The 21,705-nt window shown below is 45.1% G+C and carries 8 protein-coding genes; all 8 read right to left on the bottom strand.

Annotated features, from left to right (window positions below; translation table 11 throughout):
* Positions 1-830: 830 nt before the first annotated feature.
* From S4054249_RS25475 to S4054249_RS25440, 8 genes are read right to left on the bottom strand one after another with little or no spacing between them, the layout of a single operon-like run.
* Positions 831-16,730: a tandem-95 repeat protein gene (locus S4054249_RS25475; protein WP_069949140.1), complete on the bottom strand. Its 15,900-nt coding sequence runs from the start codon at positions 16,728-16,730 to the stop codon at positions 831-833.
* Positions 16,727-17,914 carry a TIGR03032 family protein gene (locus S4054249_RS25470; RefSeq protein WP_052961049.1) on the bottom strand — a complete coding sequence of 396 codons (1,188 nt, stop codon included), beginning with the start codon at positions 17,912-17,914 and terminating at the stop codon, positions 16,727-16,729. The genes S4054249_RS25475 and S4054249_RS25470 overlap by 4 nt, the downstream gene beginning before the upstream one ends.
* Positions 17,915-17,967: 53 nt before the next feature.
* Positions 17,968-19,101, bottom strand: a complete 1,134-nt coding sequence (locus S4054249_RS25465) for a S8 family peptidase (RefSeq protein ID WP_046357139.1) — start codon at positions 19,099-19,101, stop codon at positions 17,968-17,970.
* A 14-nt stretch (positions 19,102-19,115) separates the two neighbouring features.
* Positions 19,116-19,664: a phage tail protein gene (locus tag S4054249_RS25460; RefSeq protein ID WP_046357140.1), complete on the bottom strand. Its 549-nt coding sequence runs from the start codon at positions 19,662-19,664 to the stop codon at positions 19,116-19,118.
* 11 nt (positions 19,665-19,675) lie between these two features.
* Entirely contained in the window at positions 19,676-20,203 is a 528-nt protein-coding gene (locus S4054249_RS25455; RefSeq protein WP_046357141.1) for a phage tail protein, read from the bottom strand.
* Between the two features lie 15 nt (positions 20,204-20,218).
* Positions 20,219-20,767 (bottom strand): phage tail protein, encoded by a 549-nt coding sequence (locus S4054249_RS25450; protein ID WP_046357142.1) that lies wholly within the window; start codon positions 20,765-20,767, stop codon positions 20,219-20,221.
* A 40-nt stretch (positions 20,768-20,807) separates the two neighbouring features.
* A complete protein-coding gene (locus S4054249_RS25445; RefSeq protein WP_046357143.1) occupies positions 20,808-21,101 on the bottom strand; it encodes a DUF6916 family protein in 294 nt (97 codons plus the stop codon).
* Between the two features lie 59 nt (positions 21,102-21,160).
* Positions 21,161-21,673: a GNAT family N-acetyltransferase gene (locus S4054249_RS25440; protein WP_187301411.1), complete on the bottom strand. Its 513-nt coding sequence runs from the start codon at positions 21,671-21,673 to the stop codon at positions 21,161-21,163.
* Positions 21,674-21,705: the final 32 nt, after the last annotated feature.

Raw genomic sequence — 21,705 nt, 5'->3', positions numbered from 1 at the left:
CTATAAATTAAAAGCACACACATAGAGTTAAGAAAAATAACATCGGCCAATCATACAAAAAATCAACATGGAATATTCCTAACTCCTCAACACCATTATAAATATATTTATCTCCCATCCAATTTTGAAAACAGATTAAAAAACCCATCAACATCCAACCTCAATAAATATATGACAACTAAAAAATATGAATTTATACATATATGACCAAAAAACTAATAGAACATGTATAAGGATCACTGAACAAATAAAAAAGATTTAATTATTTTGAAATGATAGTAGGTAATTACTTAAGATAGAGCGAACATTTGATAGTAATGTGTATAGAGTGCTTCTTATCAATTAAACAGGATCACAACCAAATAGCTTACGGAAATAAATTGGAACTTCAGCAAGGGGTAAGTCTATTACCCTGATCTTTAATTAGCAAAAGAGATGGAGTTAAGTAATCACACAGTAACAGTTTGAATAGTACAAAAAACAGCTGCTTTGCATAATACTGAAAAACAAAAAACCGTTAAAGAATAGACACTTTACAAACTCAAACCAGCAAAGTGTAGACATAATATCGCGCATGGGCATCAATCATGCCTATGCAGCGGAACGCTATAATCCTAGGGAGGTAGCAGCGGTTAAAGTTATAGTAAACGAGGGCGAGTAACGAATACCTCAAAATGGCATGTTCTTATCGAATACAACATAGCTCATAAGGCAAATTCGTAGTTACATTAAACTTCAGGATATATCACTAGCCCCTTTAAAAACTCAATTTAAGCTGCTTAATATGCAAGGGCTGTCCATTAGACAGCTCTTGCATCGCCTAATGGATTCTAAAACTTCACAGCCATCAGCATTGAAACCTCATTTATACTATTCTCACTGATATCAAAATACCGGTACTGGACTCCTAATTCTATGCGTTCACTGAGCTGATACCCTAGCTCGGCTCCCATCATCGCATTTGTTTCTGCTGCTTCATAAGTTTGCAAAAAGCGCTCATCTCTAGTGCTCGAAACTTTATATTCCCAGTCAAATACGCCAACGAAAACTTCAGCCGTTAACTTTTGCCATGTAAACAGGTCATAATTGACTTGCAATGTAAAACCTTCTGGAAGTACAGGTGCAATTCGAGAAACCGCTAAATGTGATTCAGAAGGCGACAAGCTCTCTCCTACGAAATCAACCCGTCCTTGCCCTAAATCAACATATCCCACGCCAATATGCCAATTTGGAAGCAGTTCATAGTAACTCCCGACTGACCATGACTCGCTACTGTTATCAATATTTTTTACTTGCAATCCAGAGTTATTATCTACCCGCTCAGCAGCGTGAGCTTGCCCAATAGTGCCTTTTAGAGCCCAACCATCCGCATAAGCAGAAGATGATAAGAGGCAACTCAAAGAGACCAATGCAAAGCTTGGTAGAACCGATTTACGTCTGCGTATTAACAATGCCGAAAGTATCAAAATAAGCCCCCCTCCCAGGCCGCCTGATGATGTATTTTCGATAGCGACCGCTTTATATGCTGTAACGGTAACTTGCGCTATCCCTTTTGAAATCGCCCCTTTATTATCTACAACGGTATATGTAACGATATCAACCCCTTCAAATCCAGATTTAGGTGTATATGAAATAGTGCCATCTGAATTTATTTTCACAGAACCGTTTTGTGCCACGGCTTCAATCACAGAGAATGTATCCCCATCAGCATCAAAATCATTCTCTAATACATTTAATATAATTGATGCTTGGTCTGTTGTAGAAGCGAGATCCAGCGTCGTAGTAGGGGCTGAATTCACCGTCAAATTAACCGTGACAGCACTGCTTGCTGTACCGCCTTGCCCATCAGTAATACTGTACTGAATCGTTGCTAAGCCAACAAATGTTTCAGGTGGTGTGTAAAGTAACTTGTTGTCTTCAATGACTACTGAGCCAAAATCAACTGAAGCACCTGTAATCGTTAATGCATCTCCATCAGCATCAGAATCATTGGCAAGAACATCTATCAGAATCGACTGTCCAGACCCGACTATTTTCTCATCGGCGCTCGCCACTGGTAGCGTATTGCCATTATTTATCACAGCAACACCGCCAGGATCGATGATGCTACCGTTTGCTATGCCATCATCATCGTTTGGTCCGCCATCCACGATCTGAAGTTTTACGCACCAGTCCCCTTCACTGAGGCCTTCTACCCAAACATTACTGCCAGGAGGGGCACAATAGCCAGGTTCACCAAGCGATGAATAAATTTTATTTTGCGCATCGATTACAAAGTCAACCCACTGATCACCTTTTAATTTCCGATATACTGCATTAAGTGGTATCGGGTTTCTCTGTGGAATAACAATACTATAGCTGTCACCCGCTTGAGGTAGCCCAAACGCAATAAAGTCAAACAGCCCACCTATATTTGTCGCCGTGTCATCCTGTTGTAGCTCTTCAGGTAACAGTTGAACACCACCAGTACTGTTTTGCGCAATTGTTACACCTTTTCTAATACATACACCGGGTTCACCTTCAATCAAAAACTGAGACGATTCAAGTACCTGCTCTTGCATCACATTACAATCAGTGATCGCATCTTGATAATCAGGTATACCGTCATTATCAGAGTCACTATGTCCCTCTTCATTGTCTGGAATGAGGTCGCCATCCGTATCTTGCGCGGTTAAAACAGCAAGCTCAGGGACTACTTCTAAATAAATCTGAGCTGTACTAGATAAGTTAGGTTCACCATCATCGGTCGCTGTGATAGAAATGCCATAAATACCTGTCGCCAATAATTGCGGCGAAAATACAAACTCGCTTTCCACTGTGCTGATATTTTGCAATCCAGCATCCAATGTACTCCATTGTAACTGTACAGTATCGCCAATATTGGGATCGCTAATTTGTGCAGTAATTGTCACCAATTGTTCATTTGCCGTAACCGTTGTGCGTAACTCGTTATTTTGTGAAGCATTCAAAATAATTTCAGGTGCGACATTTTGTTCTACAATGGTGATCTGCGTAGTAAATTTAGCTCCTCGATTCAGTGACTCATCCAGTGTCACAACAATCGTTTCATTACCCTCGCTCAATCCATCTTCAAAAACGCTAAACGGGATCTCTCCTTCTATGCCAGAGTTTATCGTAACCGTACCACTCGAGAGGGTATGATCTGCACTATTCGCGGTTCCTGATACGGTATACGGTATTTGCACAGGATATTGCGCCGCTTCGCCATTTAAAAATACACCTAACGTAAAGTTTTGTCCTTCGGACAACTGCGTATCTTTTGACAAAGAAATGAGTGGGTTAACAAATACATTTTGGGTTGCAAAAGTACTTAACCCGTTACTATCTTGAGCTTGCCAAGTTGCCAAGTGCCGTCCGGGGGGAAACAACACATTATTGTCCACAAGTGATACACCTATGACATTGCCATTACTGTCTGTGGCAGTGGCATTTCCAAGTTCAACTTTAGTGAATAAAGCAGTCGCATTGACATTAATATCAGCCGGGACGTTAATTGAGGGCGGTATGCCTTGAGAGTCATTCCTAACCACAGTTAGCTCAGCAACTGCTCGGCTAATTTCGCCAGCTTCATCCTTAATGACATAATCAATTATCACCACACCATTGAACGTATCTTCAGGCGTATAAACCAGCACATTACCCTCAACAGTAACACTGCCCACTGACGCTTGTGCACTTAGAAGTGACAGTGAATCCCCAGCATCCACATCACTATCATTGTTTAATACAGCTAGCCGATATGTGCCTGTAGCTTCATCAAAAGTTTCTTCTGAATAGGCATCATCTTGAGCATCTGGCGCATCGTTGACATTATCTATGGTCATTGTCACTGTTGCGACATTAGACTCTAGGCCTGAAGTATCTTTTACTGTGTAAGTAAAAGTATCATTACCCACTTCATTGGTATTGGCGGTGTATACAATTCGACCAAGCCCATCAATACTGACTTGCCCTTTAGCAGGGGTTGCAACCACTGAGACAGTCGATGGGTCTATTTCATTGTTGCCATCCACGTCTGTATCATTCCCAAGCACATTCACCGCAAATGCCCCCTCCTCTTCAAGGGCGGCAATATCGTCAATGGCGACTGGCGCATCATTCACAGCCTCAACAGTAAGTCTAACCGTGGCAGGTAAGGAACTTAGTCCTTCACTATCATTAAGTGTATAGGTGAAGCTGAACTGACCATTTTGGTCTTGTGCAGGCGTTATTTGTAATTGACCATCAGCTAATATAGCCACCGTTGCAAAATCAAACACCCCATTATTTTGTAAAGTAATATTCGCGCCGTTAAAGCCTTCGTCTTCCACGTCGGTGTCATTTGATAAAACATTCAGCGTGACTTGTATGTCTTCTTGCGTTGTTACACTATCATCCGCCGCGATTGGCGCATCATTTACTTCACCGATATTTATTGACACAGTGGCTAATTCAGAAACCGCCCCATTGCTGTCGGCAACCCTGTAGCTCAGGCTATCTGCGCCTTCATCGTCCTCAAATGGTGTGTACGCTATTGTCCCTTCGCTATTATTAACTGTGGCTTGCCCCTTTTGCGGCGCCGTAGTGATCTCAATATCACCTGTTGGGATACCATCTTCAATATCCGTTGCAAAGGCCCTGACATTGATGCTGGTTTGCTCAGCATCTTCATCGATATTCACCGTGATATTTTCAGCTTGTGGTGCATCATTTATCGCCGTGATAGTGATAGACACAGAGGCTTTTTCTGAATTATTAGAATCTTGGTCTGATATAATATACGTAAATAGATCTGCGCCATTTACATCTTGATTAGGTGTATAGGTCGCTACCCCGTTTTCAATTAATACAAAACCAATGGTCGGTTGATCAACAACAACCGCTGAAGAGGCCACAATATCTCCTTCAGGATCCGTGTCATTGCTCAATAGATTTACCGTAACCGGCGTATCTTCGTTGGTTTGCGCATTGTCATCAACGGCAACAGGAGCGTCGGATACAGGCGTAATTGCAATCGATGCCGTTACAACTGCAGACTGAGCACCAAAGCTGTCCTGTAGTCGATAGGTAAAACTGTCACTTTGCGTTTCACTGTCGTTATGCGCATAAGAGAAGCTACCACCTCCATTCACATTTAACGTGCCAAATGTTGGCTGAGTGAGATCCACAATCGACAATACATCATTACTATCTAAATCATCGTCAAGGGCAAAGTTGCCACTCAGTAAGCCTTCAACACTGCTTACAGTAAGTGTTGCTCCCTCGCTGATGCTGTAGCTTGGTGCATTTGCTGTCGGGGCATCATTGGTATTATTAACAACAATATCAAACGCCGCTAAAGACGCGCTTATCTGACCATCACTGACAGAGACAATAATGTTGGTGTCAGTACCAACATTGGCGTCAAGTGGTGTGCCAGTCAGCTCCCCTGTGGCACTATTAAATTCAACCCAAGCTGGTGCATTTTGAATACTAAAGGTTAAGGTATCTCCATCAATATCCGTTGCGCTTGGCGTAAAGCTATACGCACTGTCTTCATCGATAGAAGTTGCAGGTACGCCGCTTATCGTTGGTGTATCATTGGTATTAACAACAGTGATATTAAACGCAGTAAGTGCGACCGTTTCTGTACCATCTGAAACACTGATCACAATGCCTGTATACACGCCAACATTTGCATTGACAGGCGTGCCTGATATCGAACCAGTCGTGCTATCGAAGGACATCCAACTCGGTAAGTTTTCAATAGCGAATGTTAAATTGTCGCCATCTTTATCTTCAGCGGTAGGCACAAAACTGTATGCACTGTCTTCATTAACTTGACTGCTCGGGCTACCTGTAATCGTTGGCGCATCATTGATATTATTGACTGTGATATTTACCGTCGCTAACTCAGAGTCTACCAGACCATCGTTGACTTTAAAGGTAAAGCTATCCGCTCCAAAGTAATCTAAGTTACCTGTATAGCTTAGCACATTGCCATTAAGTGAATGACTACCATTGCTTGGCTCACCAACAAGCAGGTAAGTGAGATTATCGTTATCTATATCTTCTGCACTTAGAGTGATATTTACCTGCGTCTCTTCATCAACGCTTACAGCTTGCCCTGTGACCGTAGGTTGGTCATTCACCGCGTTGACGGTCAAAGATACAGTTGCAGCCGCAGAGTCATCAGTACCATCATTTGCTACGAACGAGAAGGTGTCTACTCCATTGAAATTTAATGTCGGTGTATATAACCAAGCCGTGTCTGATTGCTGCACTAATGTCCCGTTAGATACACCTGTGACAACGCGGTAGCTCAGCGTATCATTTTCCTGATCAGTCGCGCTGAGCGTCACAAGTAAACTGCCATCTTCATTTACATTTAGGTTTTGAGCTTGTGCAATCGGTGCATCGTTCACAGGTGTCACCGTCATTGTCACCGTGGCTTTATTAGAAGTGGCTCCCGCAGCATCTTGTACTGTGTACGTAAAGGTATCATCGCCAAAGTAATGCTCGTTCGGGGTATACACAATCCCGCCTTGTGCATTGACAACCGCCTGACCAAATTGAGGCTGGTCAACCACAGTTACACTGGCTAGATTAAAGCTGTCATTTTCATCTACGTCCGTATCATTGCCCAAGACGTTCACTTCAAATGAGCCTTCTTCTTGCAAACTCGCAGTGTTATCAACGGCCACTGGCGCGTCATTCATTGGGGTTAAAGTAACAGTTACTTGGGCTGGATCAGAGGTTAATCCTTCACTATCAGTCAAGGTATAATTAAACGTGAAGGTGCCATTTTGATTTGAAACCGGTGCAATGTTCAGCTGACCATCTGCTTGGATAGTCACCATGGCTTTTTCATAGCTACCCGCGCCACTCCCTTGGTCCTCAAGTGTGATATTTGCCCCATTGAACCCTTGATCTTCAACATCACTGTCGTTTGATAAAATCGACAATTGGGTACTTACATCTTCATCTGTTGTGACACTGTCAGCAGTAGCCACGGGTTTGTCATTTACCGCGCCAATATTCACAGTAATTGTCATCGGTGCTGATACTGCACCTATGCTATCCGCTACCGTGTAAGCAAAGCTATCTGCGCCCGTTTGGTTAGCTGATGGTTGATAAACAAAAGTGCCCTGCTGTTGGTCAATAACAACACTACCTTTACTAGGCTGAGTTGATATTGCCAAGTTTCCTGTTGGTATACCGTCCTCTATATCTGTGGTCTGCGCACGAACTTGCAGCGGATCTGAATGAGTATCCTCAGACGTATTGATAACTAACTCTTTCGCTACAGGGAGGTCATTATCCGCGGTAATGGTCACCGTCACCGTCGCCGTATTAGAGGTGTTTTGCTGCGCATCTTTGACAGTATAAGTGAAGGTATCTACACCATTTTCATTGGCATTTGGCGTATAAGTCGCAACGCCATTTAATAGGCTCACGTTCCCTTTGCTAGGTGCCGTAACAACCGTCGCAGAGGAGGCCACCATATCTTGCTCAGGATCGCTATCGTTAGCCAATAAATCGATGTTACCTGCGTTATCTTCAACCACGGTCAACACGTCATTCACCGCCGTTGGCGCATCCGCAACTGGCGTGACATTAATCGTCACCGTATAGGTATCAGATGTCGCGTTTGATGCATCTTTAACACGATAGGTAAATTGGTCAGTATGGTTTTCGCTACCATCATGCTGGTAGGTAAAGCTACCATCAGCATTGAGCGTTAACTGACCAAATGCAGGGGCGGCAACTTGCTCAGCCGTTAGCGTATCTCCATTATCAGTATCATCATCTGTTGCTGTACTGAGTAAACCTGCTTGTGTAGTTACGCTCAGCGTGCCCGCCTCTTGAGTCGCAAAATTAAATGCAGTGCCATTTGGCGCATCGTTAACGTTCGTCACTTCGATATTAAAGCTCGCCAATGACGCTGAATCAGTGCCATCATTCACCGAAATCACAATGCCATTGTACTCGCCTACATTGGCATCAGCTGGTGTGCCAGAAAGCACACCTGTCGTCGTACTAAACGTCAACCAGCTAGGCAGGTTCGTGATACTGTAGGTGTGTGTATCTTGCTCATCTGGGTCAACTAAAGTGGGTGTAAAACTATACGCTTGGTCTTGCGCAATCGACGTTGCAGGCTGGCCAGATAGAGTCGGTGCCACATTATACTTTTTAATAACAGTGTCTGAAATCTGATTTGCACTATTTCCAGCTGCATCTGTCACGGTTACCGTTAACGTTAAAGTACCCTCAGCTAAATTACTGACATCGATCGCGGATACTTGAGCGGTAGCAGCAGTAATGTTGCCATTGCCAGTCACCGAAGCATTATTTGCATCTGAAATGCTGTATGTGAATGTACCAGAGCTCTCCAGACCTGTTAAACTAAAGCTCAGAGCCGACTCATTATCTCTATTAATAAGTGTTTGATCTATATTGACGGCTTGCCCTGCCGGCGCACTGGTATCGATACTTAAGGTGATTTGCTGCGCCGCTGTATTTGGATTGCCAGCGCTGTCGGTAAACTTATCAGCAAGAATATCAAGCGTTGCGTCCGCTTCTGAATTTTCACTCGGCGTGAATACCACGCTATACTGTGTTCCTGAAGTAGCAGTGAAGTTGCTTAAACTCCCCCCTGTAACGCTCACATCATCTACTGTAAAGTTATTACTCGATTCACTCAACACAATAGTAACTGTCGCAGTTTCACCAACCTTAAGTGCCGTGTCTGATGCACTGAATGTTGTTACTGATGGGCTCGATGTATCTAACTCACTGGTTGCTGTCACCTCTGCTGCAGCGTTGCCTGCGGTATCAGTGAGCGACACAGACAAAGTAAGCGTGCCGTCGTTCAGTGCACTTAAATCAATGTTAGAAATGGTTTGGCTTGCAGAGGTCACCGTGCCATTGCCCGTTGTTGATGTGCCGCCATTGCTGCTTGAAATGGTGTAACTGTATGTGGCGCCTACTTCGGCACTGCTAAAACTAAACGATGCTGCGGTTTTTTCAGTACTAGAGTATGAAGTATCACCGAATGCCACAGTGTGACCACTTGGGGCTTTGGTATCCACCGTAATGGGCAACTGCGTCGCTGCGGTGTTGTTATTGCCTGCCGCATCGCTAAAGGTATCTGCCGCGATGTCTAAGGTAGCATTAACTTCTGAATTCGCTGTTGGTGTAAAGAGCACGCTATATTGTGTACTTGAAGTCGCACTGAAGTTACTCAGTGAACCACCTGACACCGTAATGTCTGAAGAAGTAAAGGTCGTACTGGCTTCACTCAAGACAATAGAAATCGTCGCCGTTTCACCGACTTTAAGGTTAGTGTCTGAGGCACTGAAAGTGGTTACCGTCGGCTTGGTTTTATCAAGCGTTGCAGTGTCTGTCACCGCAGTTGCTGCATTGCCCGCCGCATCAGAGACAGTCACTGACAGCGTCAATGTGCCGTCATTTAACCCGTTGATATCAGCAATATTCACCGTTTGTGAGGCGCTGGTGATATTGCCGTTGCCTGTCACCGCTGTGCCACCATTGCTGCTATTTAATGTGTAGGTATAGCTCGCCCCCACTTCTGCACTGCTAAAGTTAAAGCTCGCACTGCCCGTTTCTGTGCTGTTATAGCTGGTATCATTAAGTGCCACACTGTGACCGCTTGGTGCGGCTGTGTCTAGCGTACTATTGGCCGTCACGGCTGTGGCCGCATTGCCTGCGGTATCTGTCAGTGTCACTGACAGCGTGAGTGTCCCGTCGTTCAGTGCACTTAAATCTATGTTAGAAATGGTTTGGCTTGCAGAAGTAACCGTGCCATTGCCCGTTGCTGATGTACCGCCATTACTGCTCGAAATGGTGTAACTATAAGTGGCGCCTACTTCGGCACTGCTAAAGCTGAACGAGGCAGCGGTTTTCTCGGTGTTGGAATATAACGTATCGCCCAGTGACACGCTGTGGCCAGTTGGCGCTTTGGTATCCACCGTAATGGGCAGCTGCGTTGCTGCGGTGTTGTTATTGCCTGCCGCATCGCTAAAGGTATCTGCCGCGATGTCTAAGGTAGCATTAGCCTCTGAATTCGCTGTTGGCGTAAAGAGCACGCTATATTGTGTGCTTGAAGTCGCACTGAAGTTGCTCAGTGACCCACCTGATACCGTAATGTCTGAAGAAATAAAGGTCGTACTGGCTTCACTCAAGACAATAGAAATCGTGGATGTTTCACCCGCTTTAAGGTTGGTGTCTGAGGCACTAAAAGTGGTCACCGTCGGCTTGGTTTTATCAAGACTTGCTGTATCAGTTACAGCAGTGGCTGCGTTACCTGCCGCATCAGAGACAGTCACTGACAGTGTTAATGTGCCATCATTTAACCCGCTGATATCAGCAATATTCACCGTTTGTGAGGCGCTGGTGATATTGCCGTTGCCTGTCACCGCTGTGCCACCATTGCTGCTATTTAATGTGTAGGTATAGCTCGCCCCCACTTCTGCACTGCTAAAGCTAAAGCTCGCACTGCCCGTTTCTGTGCTGTTATAGCTGGTATCATTAAGTGCCACACTGTGGCCACTTGGCGCGCTGGTATCTAGCTCACTGGTTGCGGTAACCGCTGTGGCCGCATTGCCTGCGGTATCTGTCAGTGTCACTGACAGCGTGAGGGTGCCGTCGTTCAGTGCACTTAAATCTATATTTGAAATGGTTTGGCTTGCAGAAGTAACCGTGCCATTGCCCGTTGCTGATGTACCGCCATTACTGCTCGAAATGGTGTAACTATAAGTGGCGCCTACTTCGGCACTGCTAAAGCTGAACGAGGCAGCGGTTTTCTCGGTGTTGGAATATAACGTATCACCCAGTGATACGCTGTGGCCAGTTGGCGCTTTGGTGTCCACCGTAATGGGCAACTGCGTTGCTGCGGTGTTGTTATTGCCTGCCGCATCGCTAAAGGTATCTGCCGCGATGTCTAAGGTAGCATTAGCCTCTGAATTCGCTGTTGGCGTAAAGAGCACGCTATATTGTGTGCTTGAAGTCGCACTGAAGTTGCTCAGTGACCCACCTGATACCGTAATGTCTGAAGAAATAAAGGTCGTACTGGCTTCGCTCAAGACAATGGAAATCGTCGCCGTTTCACCCGCTTTAAGGTTGGTGTCTGAGGCACTAAAAGTGGTCACCGTCGGCTTGGTTTTATCAAGACTTGCTGTATCAGTTACAGCAGTGGCTGCGTTACCTGCCGCATCAGAGACAGTCACTGACAGTGTTAATGTGCCATCATTTAACCCGTTGATATCAGCAATATTCACCGTTTGTGAGGCGCTGGTGATATTGCCGTTGCCTGTCACCGCTGTGCCACCATTGCTGCTATTTAATGTGTAGGTATAGCTCGCCCCCACTTCTGCACTGCTAAAGCTAAAGCTCGCACTGCCCGTTTCTGTGCTGTTATAGCTGGTATCATTAAGTGCCACACTGTGGCCACTTGGCGCGCTGGTATCTAGCTCACTGGTTGCGGTAACCGCTGTGGCCGCATTGCCTGCGGTATCTGTCAGTGTCACTGACAGCGTGAGTGTCCCGTCGTTCAGTGCACTTAAATCTATATTTGAAATGGTTTGGCTTGCAGAAGTCACCGTGCCATTGCCCGTTGCTGACGTGCCGCCATTGCTACTCGAAATGGTATAGCTGTAGGTTGCGCCTACTTCGGCATTGCTAAAGCTAAACGAAGCCGCGGTTTTTTCGGTGTTGGAATATAAAGTATCACCCAAGGCAACGCTTTGCCCACTGGGGGCTTGCGTGTCTAAGGTGAGCGATAAATTACTCGCTGAGTTCGCCGTATTACCTGCATTATCAACAGACTGCGCTGAAATAGTATGACTGCCCGCTTGTAACGTAGACGATGTGATGCTCCAAGCACCACCCGAGACAGTTGTACTACCGATATTACCGTCTAAATTGGATGACAAGTTAATGGTGTCACCTGTAGTACCTGTGCCAGTGATCGTTGGCGTTGCATCGTTTGTAATATTATCTGTGTTGGACGTACCTGAATCACTACTGGCTGACAGGTCCGGCGTGCTCGGCGCGTTTGGTGCTGATGTATCTATAGTCACATTCAAAGCACTAGAAGCGCTACTTTCATTATTGCTAGCATCCGTAGCCTTAGCTGTAATGGCATGAGTCGTTGCTGATAATGCACTTGTGGTGATCTGCCAATTACCGCCTGTTGCGGTACCACTGCCAATCACTGTGTTTCCAGACTGGTCGCTGTACAACCTTACCGTACTGCCAGACTCAGCTGTACCACTGAATGTTGGCGTAGTATCTGATGTGACATTATCGGTATTTGAACCACCGGTGTCTGAACCTGCATCAAGATCTGGTGTGGAAGGTGCATTTGGCGCGACATTATCTACAACAGTTATGGTAAATGACTCTTGAAATGTTGTGGTGCCATCATTTGTCTGAACACAGACAATATAATCCCCGGCACTTAATGCCGACTGAGTTTGTAAATTCGTACTGCTAATTTGGAAACTGCTATTTCCGGCATTACTCGTACACGTACCGCTGGCACTGCTGCCACTATTAACTAGGCTATATGCATGTACATTGCCACTGTCGAGATCTGTGGTAGACAGCGTGCCCACATTCGTACTTGCCCCTGTTGCCGATTGATTGATACTCGTTGCAGATAATGCGATATCTGTTGGTGCATCATTCTGCGCTGTAATATTTACAACCGCTTGGTTTGTGCCTGTGCTGTTCGCTGTACCATCATTAAATGTGTAATTTAGTGTTACACTTGAAGGCGGATCATCCGATGTATTGCTATAGGAAATAGATTGGATCACACCATCAACAATGGCCGATGTTGCGCTGGTATTAAATGTCAGAACAAGCGTACCAGCCGAGTTTGTCGTCACAGTACCAACACTGGTGCCATTGTAAGTAAACGTATTCCCCTGAGTTAACGTGCCAAGCAAACTCAAGTTTGCAAACACATCTTGTGCATTAGCGCCACCATTTCGCGTAATGGTTAAAGACGCACCATTGTAGTTACCCGTCCCCCCATTTAAGGCATCCAATTCTGTATCAGCTACAGTCGCATCACTATCAATGGCAACCGCCGAACCGTTTTCTGTAAACGTAGACAATCCATTTAGTGAGCTAAACACAGGCACATCGTTGGCAGCAATAAAGGTGATCACTGTATTCGCACCGCTATCGGCGACTGTGAAATCTAAACTTGCGCCTGGTGAATTTGTAAGCGTCAGCGCAATCTCAACTGCTGCAAAGTCTGTCGCATCGGTATCCACTTGTAAGGTACTATTGCCATTAAACCTAACGTTACTTGTGGTTAATCCAGTGACCCCCGTCACCGTGATCATATCTCCCACAGCAAGGTCCGCGATGGTATCCCCATTTAAATCACTGGCACTACCAACAAAGTTATCATTACCACCATTACCAGTTATAGAATCTGTACCAGAACCCGGTCTTATCGTATCGGCGCTATCACCGCCTGTCAGCGTGTCATTCCCCGTTAAATCGGTTGCGGAAATCACCAAACTATCACCTGCTAATGCTGATGCATTAATGGTGACACCAGCATTAATAGCTGAGCCTGATGAGTTACTGACGGTGACTGTCCCGCCATTTGAAGAAAAGTTATCGGGAATGGTCACCGAAGTGACACTATTGGAGCCTAGTGAGATAGTCTCAATACTTGTGACACTGGTCGAACTAAAGTCAAACGTACCACCACTAACCAAATTTAACGTTTCAGTACCCGCAGCGCCATTTATTGCTGTTGAAAAATCACTGACATTTTGAGCGTCAATCGTTACTGTTGCGCCACTTGCCAATGACAATGTACCCACATTGCTAAAACTTGCGCCTGCTGTATTTGCACCATCACTGGCAGACACGATGTCGGCAGCAGTCGCTTGACCTGTTAACGAACCCGAAAAACTTTGCCCTGCAATATTGAAAGTAATTGCATCAGTCACCGATGTTGCCGTAACACTTGTTGTTGCGCCCACATTTATTGTACGCGTATTAGTAGAGTCATCCCCTACTGTGTAATTTTCTATGCCTGAGAGCGTTGTTATATCGCCATCACCGGAGATAACGATGGTTTCTGTACCACCTGCGGTGATTGAGCCACTAAAGTTCTCATTTTGCACTGCGGTCATAGTTACCGACGCGCCAGTTGCCAAGGCAAGGTTAGTTATATTTGAAATGGTCGCGCCACTAATGTCTGCGCCATTGGATAAGCTCAATGTATCTGCGGACGTATTTTCCCCTGTGAGCGTACCTGTAAATGTTAATGTCCCAACATCAAAAGTCACTGCATCAGTGGCACTGGTTGCAGTCACTGAGTGACCAGCAGCAGCGACCGTTACCGTACGAGTATTTGTACTGTCATCCCCAATGGTATAGTTTTCAATGCCAGCAACTGTTGACACATTCCCATCACCAGATACCGAAATTGTCTCTGTGCCAGCAGCCGTGACAGTGCCTGAAAACTGAGAAAGTTGTGCAGCACTGAACGTCGCCGATGCACCACTTGATAAAGTGAGGTTTTCAAAACCCGAAACTGTTGCACCAGCAATACTGCCGCCATTTCCGACACTAAGTGTATCTGTACCACTACCGCCTGCTAATGTACCTGTCGCGGTCAGAGTCCCCACATTAACAGTATCGTTGTTACCACTCCCTGTTAGGTTTTGCCCTGCGCTGCCCAGTGTAAATGTATTCCCGACGGATAGAACGTATGACTCTATTGCAGCATTGCCTGTTAACCCATCTGTGGCTGCTGAGATAGTAATTGTGTCTGTGCCAGCTGCCGTCATGGAGCCAAAGCTATCATGCTGTGCTTCGGTCATGGTCACCGAAGCCCCCGAGTTCAACTCCAATACTTCTGTATTTGAAACAGTTGCACCCGCGATATTTGCGCCACTTGAAAGACGAAGTGTATCTCCTGTCCCGCCACCAGCATCAAGTGTGCCTGTTGGTGTGAGTGCTGCGACATTAATGACATCATTTGAGCTACTGCCCGAGACATTTTGCGACGCACTACCCAAAGTGAATGTCATAGCAGCACCTAAAACATAGGTTTCAATGTCTGCATCCCCTGTCACAACTGCATCGCCATTGGCGCTTGAGACAGTAAACTGATTCGTACCCACACCATTTATGGTGGTAAATGACTCATGCTGAGTCTCACTTAAGGTCAAGTTACCGTTATTTGCCGCCTCTAAGGTTTCAAAGTTTGTCAGTGTCGTCAGTCCGCTGATATCTACACTATCAGAGACATTCAAGGTATCCGTACCACCGCCGCCATCTGCAGTTGAGCCCGTCGCATGTGCCGTTTGTGCTATGGTCAAAGATTCATTTTCACTGGTGAATAAAATCGCGGGGTTTAAGTTAGCGCCGCTTGTGGTATTAAACGATGCGCCCGATGAGGTGGTCGAAGTAACATTCGCGACACTCACTGTTGAGGTGCGTGACACGCTATTATCAGTACCATCATTGACAACGACCGTCACTGTTCTCGCCGTTGTATTAGGCGTAGACGACGTATTGTTATAGGTTATGGCATCTAAAAACGTCTGCACTTGGGCGAGTGTCGCTGTCGCCCCTGTAATTGAAATGGTATCTTGCAAGGTGATATCTGACTTGCCCGATACCCCATTTAAAGCATTTTGTGCCGCGCCTGTGACATTCAGTCCTTCCGAGGCCCCATCTTGGTCATTCGTCAGAGATACTGTAATCGTTTTAATGGTATCTGACTCAGCATCTGTGACGCTGGCACTGTTAGTAATGCCAACGGACCCGCCACCCTCATTGAAAGAGGACGACCTGTTATTACCACCGGCAGCCGTATCTAAATCTACCACAGGTGCGGTATTGGCTGCTGTGACTGTTGCACCAACTTTAAAAGTATAGGTGCCTTCATTGGGATCATTACTGGTTACGGTCACCGTAGCATTTGGTGAACCAACTGTGGTCGGGTCTAGCTGAACAACAAATGTCGTGCTGGTTACGCCATTTAAAGAGCTAGCGCCAGGCTGGCTAGATATTGAAAAGTCACTGGAAGCAGAAATGCTCACCAATGGAGAACCACTCAACGTTAGCGTAGAAGCTGCAATCACATTTTCGATGGTAAACGTACGAGTAAAATTGCTGCCACCCGTTTGGTGAGAACCAAAATCGGTATGATTGCTTGCACTTAATGCCGTCGTGCCAGATGTGATTGATTGACCATTACCTTTTAAGTTAATGTCAGGATCTGGCGCTGCTGCGGTACAATCATCAGTATCTGGGAACCAAACACCGGGTCCAGGCGCGGCTTGACAACTAGCTTGGCTACCATAGGCGGTAGTACAACCAAAAGAGACTTGGCAAGATGCTGCAAGCTCTTTGGCAATACTCACTTCACCATTAACTTGAGTCGAACCCATCCCTTGGCTGTCAAGTAAGCCTTGCCCTGCCAAAAAAGACAGCGTGGCTGATGTAGCATCATCTTGGTTGCTGGACTGTGCCATTTTATGCTCAGCAATACCAAACACCTCATTCTGTTTGTTACCTTGTTTGTTGTTAAAATGAATGCTATCTGTCACCTGAATGGAGCTGAGCGACGGCACTTCATGATTTGGCAAAAAGTAACTATCCGCAATATGTGAAGAAGAATTTGCAGCAACCAGTGATGGGATCATCACCCCTAATATAGAGGTCGTCATATCAAGTTTTTTCATTTCAATTCCTCCTTCGTAAACTCATATAAATGCGCAGAAATCGCGTCATCACCGCTGATCATTTCAGGAAACGTAGAGTTGGGAATAATGCAAAGATCGTAAAGTTGGCTTACATCGCCTTTAAACTGCAATTTGGATAGGATCTCACCGTTGTGCTTATTGATAATCCATATGCCACAGACAGTATCTTTTTGGGTATGCGCTTTGGTTAAAGGGATATCATTGACCACGGTAGACGCACGCACATGACTGGTCGCGACCAACATCAAATCGCCATAAAATGTCAGTCCACGAGTAAAGCCAGGTAATGTACACAAAACTGATTTTTCGCAAGTTTTTGGGTCGTAACACAGTATTTCACCTTCGCCAGAGTTACATAAGTAGACTTTCCCATCATGGCATCTTGGTGAATGCGGCATTGATAGCCCGCTGATGAGTATTTCATTTTTTTCTACATCCATTAACGTGCCATTTAGCTCGGTTCGCCATGAATCTTGGTAATCTTGGGTATTAAATGTTGTGACATATTTAGGTTGCCCATCTAACATGGCCATACCATTTAAATGACAACGGTCTTGCGGTTTTAACTCGCTGATAAAGTGCGGCTTCCAACGGGGTGTAAAGCCGGACTCTGAAGAAAGGGTCGCAAGACAAGAAAAGCTAGAGTTAACGACCCATAATCCATCATCGCCCCAAGCGATATCGTGGGTATTGAGCGTCCCCGTCGTTAACGAAGAGCGCTCTGTAAATAAAACATCACATTGCTTTATTGCACTGATCTGCTCCGTTCTAAGCGCTTTAAATGCATCGGTATCACGCTGCTCATCTCGTAATTTGCTTGCCAAAGTGTCAATGTTGTCCACTTCACCGCTAAGTACACTTTTTCGAGACATACTGCTTGCTTTGAAGTTCACAATTCGATTCACGGTACTGACTAAAAGTCTATCTTCACTGACACAGACACCCATTGGCCTGACAAACTTTTTTACACTGCAATTCAGTGCCGTTCCTCGGCTTCTAAGTAGCATCACAGCATGTGATTGATAGCTAGACACAACCAGTGAAACCCCTAAAGCTTGTAAGATCTTAGGAAAGTTCTCACTATATTCACTCGCAAAGTCAATGTTGACAAGGTCTGCCTCATCACCTGTACTTCCGTAACCCTGTTCACGATACCCTTGCATGCCTTTACTCCTTAGTTAACAGCGCGCAGTCTCTGTTTAAAAATTAAACGAGCTTAATAATTGTTATTGAGTTTAATTTCATTGGTTGTCAGGCCACACCCCAACAGGTGCGACACTTCTCCGGTGACCCAAGCTGCAGCCGAAGATGTCCCATGTATAGTGAAATTTGAACCTTGTTCTTTTTTGGAAAATACGCCTGGCGCATACACATCTACACACCTGCCATAATTTGAAAACGGTGCAATTGTTCCATCAACAGACAATGCACCCACTGTTGTTACGCCTTTTATCAACGACAGCTTATTGCTCACACAAGCATCCTGTGCATGGTTGCCTGCCGATACAATAATGTAAGAAATACCGCCCTCCGTTAAGCCATCACGGATCACATTAGCCAGTAGTTCTGAAACAAAAGGCAGTGTCCAACTGCTATTAATGATGTCTACCTGCATTTTTTGAGACACACTGAATGCTAAAATCATTGCAGAATTTAGTGTGCTAGCTTGTTGAATAGTCACCAGCTCTGCTACGGGGGCACCCAGTTCAACTGTTTGAGACTTTAAGTTGCTCGCTATGACATTGGCAACCATGCTGCCATGACCGTTTGTGACCTGTGTTTTTGATAAGAGTTGTTGGCGGTCTGCATCATATTCAAGCAGCACATTAAACGTTGAAAGCGCTGGCTCTGATAAACTCATGCCCTCGTCAATAATTGCAATTCTCCTAGGACTATACGACGAAACACATTGGTGGCTGTGAAATTGCCTGACATGTTGCGCTTTCAATATATTTTTTGGTGTTTTTTCGGTCTGTGCTTGCCTGCGGAAAATTGCAAAATCGGGCTGAACATTTACCACCCCGCTTAATTGCCTAAGCTGTTTATAAACAGACAAAAAGTGTCCCGGTGTAGGTGATATTAGAACGGTTGCACTATGTACATTTTCCGCCAGTGTTTGGCTTGGAGCTATCCGCTTAATGTTATGTGCTTTGCGTTTATCTATTTGAGCAATAAGTTTGTAATTTAAATAAAAATCTAAACCAATATTGCTGCTATAAATACCGGCTTGATCCGATGGGTATAACTTAATGTATTCTAGATCATTTTTAAAAGTAATAAAGGGTTTATTGGGGGTGTCTGCGACAACCCCAAAGGCTAGTAGAATTAAAAAACAGCTAAAAAGTTTCACTACTAACTGCTCACTTAACTCCTAGGAGGAAAGATACCATCGATACAAATACAAAATTGTATTGCTAGATACGGTTGCCTGTTTTCATGTGCCTGATTCTGTCCATTACTCAAAACTGCTTGAGGGTTAAGGGTAATGTTTGAGCCCCCCAAATCGTCAGATGAATAAACACGAGCCACGCCTCCCGTTGTTGCCCTAGCTGCTGAGAGCAACCCGGTGCCATTTGATCTATCAACCAAGCCGTCTTTAATCGTTTTACCTGCATATAACTCGTGAGTATGTGAAGGTAATTGGCTCTCCATCAGTACTACATCTGGTAAACCAACACGATCTCCTAAATCTCCTGGTGATAATCCTGGCCCTGTCCCAAACATTGTCGGGCTTCTACCTTGTAGATCCGGCATTTGCATGTTGGTTTGACCATTGCCACCGTAAGTAGTACCTATAACCGCAAACAATGCCTGATTTTGTGATATATCAATAAACTGCCCGTCACAGAACATGTAACTCACAGGAGCGAAGGTGTAAGGCAACATATCAACCTGACCAATAAATGGATCCATTGTAATACTCCTTAGTTACGAGACGGGTATAAGCCGTTCATGCAAATAATAAAACCGAGATACAGCATCGGCATTCTGTTTTCGTGCGGTTCATCACCACCCGTTGTGCCTATGGCTCGGCTGCTAAAAGGGTTCGTTTCTAACCCTCCGGTTGAGTCAGGTAAAAAGTGTAACTCACTGCCAATATAAGACTGCCCGTCAACTGGCGCTTGTAACTCTGACGTCGCACTGGTGACTTGCACTGTATGGCTGTGCACTGGCAATTGTTCCGTTGACAATACAACTTGTTCGACACCAAATCGCTGCCCTAAAACTCGATTTGTCAGGCCAGGTCCTTGACCGTCGCCTACAGGGATCCGTCCACGCATGTCAGGCAAGCCATAGGTACTTCGGCCATCGCCACCGTAGTTAGAGCCCAATAGACTAAACAAAGATTGATTGTCAGTTATCGCTTGTAGCTGGCCTGCACAGTATGACCAGTGGTACGGTGAATACACGCCTGCAAACATGCGAATTTCACCCAAATATGCATCACTCATATTATGCTCCTTTGCTTAGTTTCTAGGCGGATATGCACCATTAAGTGCAATAATAAAACCAATCACCGTCGTCGGTTGCATATTCGTGTGCGGCGCATTTGACCCCACGGTGCCCATACTTTGAGACGATAAGGTATCTAAACCACCTGAATTGTTCGCGTAAAACTGCTTAACCCCAGTTGGAAACTGTGTATTGGCCGTCGATATCGTATATCGAGCCGTTGGATTAGAGTTGCTAAAGGGTAAAAAGCTATCCCCTTCCAACGAATCAACTTGAAAATCGTGATTGTGCCCTGTTTGTGCATTGGTCAGAGTAACGTCTTCAAAACCGCTTTTCTGTCCTTGCTGGACGATACCATACTTGCCTTGATAGACAGGTGCGCGCCCGCGCATGTCTGGCAGTCCAAAATTGGTGCGAGCATCACCGCCGAATGTATCGCCGAGCAATGAGAATAGCGCTGGGTTGTCGTTTACAGCAATCAATGCGCCATTACACGCAGCCCAGTGTACAGGTGGAAAGTTAAAGGCAATCATCTGCATCATGCCTAAATACGGATTAACCATAAAAACCACTCCTTACTTTTGACTTGGGTTTCCCCACTTCTTAATTGCGCCTGCGAGAAATGACAATCTGATATTTATCAATATCGTGAATACTCATAAACATTGGATACTCACCAAACGCGTTGTGTTTAAATAAGTAATTATCTTGAGGTAGTTGGTTTTTAGGGTCACCGAGCAATGAGATACTAAAAGAAGAAAACTCTTCTGTGTCGATTCGACCTTGCTCAACCTTACTGATTGCTAACTTACCTACTTGTTGTTCATTTTGTAACGAAAATACATCAATCTCTTGACCAACTAACGAGTTCATCAGCTCTTGTGTGACTTTTTCCATTTCTTGCTACTCTTTTTGCATTGATTAACAGAGACATTGCCTTCAAGACAAAACCCAAATTAAACGCCGACGATGCGCTTCATCGCAGGGGGATACCAAATCATCAATTCATAGGGAGATTGAACCTCAGAAATTTGAAACCCGAGCTCTAAATACAAACGTTTAACACTCAAATTGTGACTCAAAACAGATAAGGTAAGTGGCACAGCTGATTGTGCAGCGCAGTGTTGAAAAGACTGAATAATTGCCCGTCCAAAACCATGACCTCGCGCAGCGATTAAAAAACCGATATCTATCAAGCGAATTTCGTTGTGGCCAAAATCAAGCGTGGCCTTGCCTATTGGTTCACCGTGCTTTTCAATAATGAAGTACATTGCGTTGGGGTACTGAGCACCATAACCTTGAGTTTGCGCTTTAAGCTGCATCTCAACGATGGACTCAATAAAGTCTTGCTCACCATCAATACACTGCAAATCCTGCCTTACTTCTCTGTGCAGCTTTTCGATAAATGGCTTATCACTTGCTGTTGAGGGACGAATATGAAGACCCTCTGGTATGGTAAATTGCACCATAATCCTTATCCTCTTATGTGCTTTTATTGAGT

Origin of the sequence: Pseudoalteromonas luteoviolacea (genome assembly GCF_001750165.1) — a bacterium.
Classification (GTDB): Bacteria; Pseudomonadota; Gammaproteobacteria; order Enterobacterales; family Alteromonadaceae; genus Pseudoalteromonas; species Pseudoalteromonas luteoviolacea_G.
The sequence above is the reverse complement of the archived record's forward strand: the minus strand, read 5'-3'. Positions and strand labels throughout refer to the sequence as shown.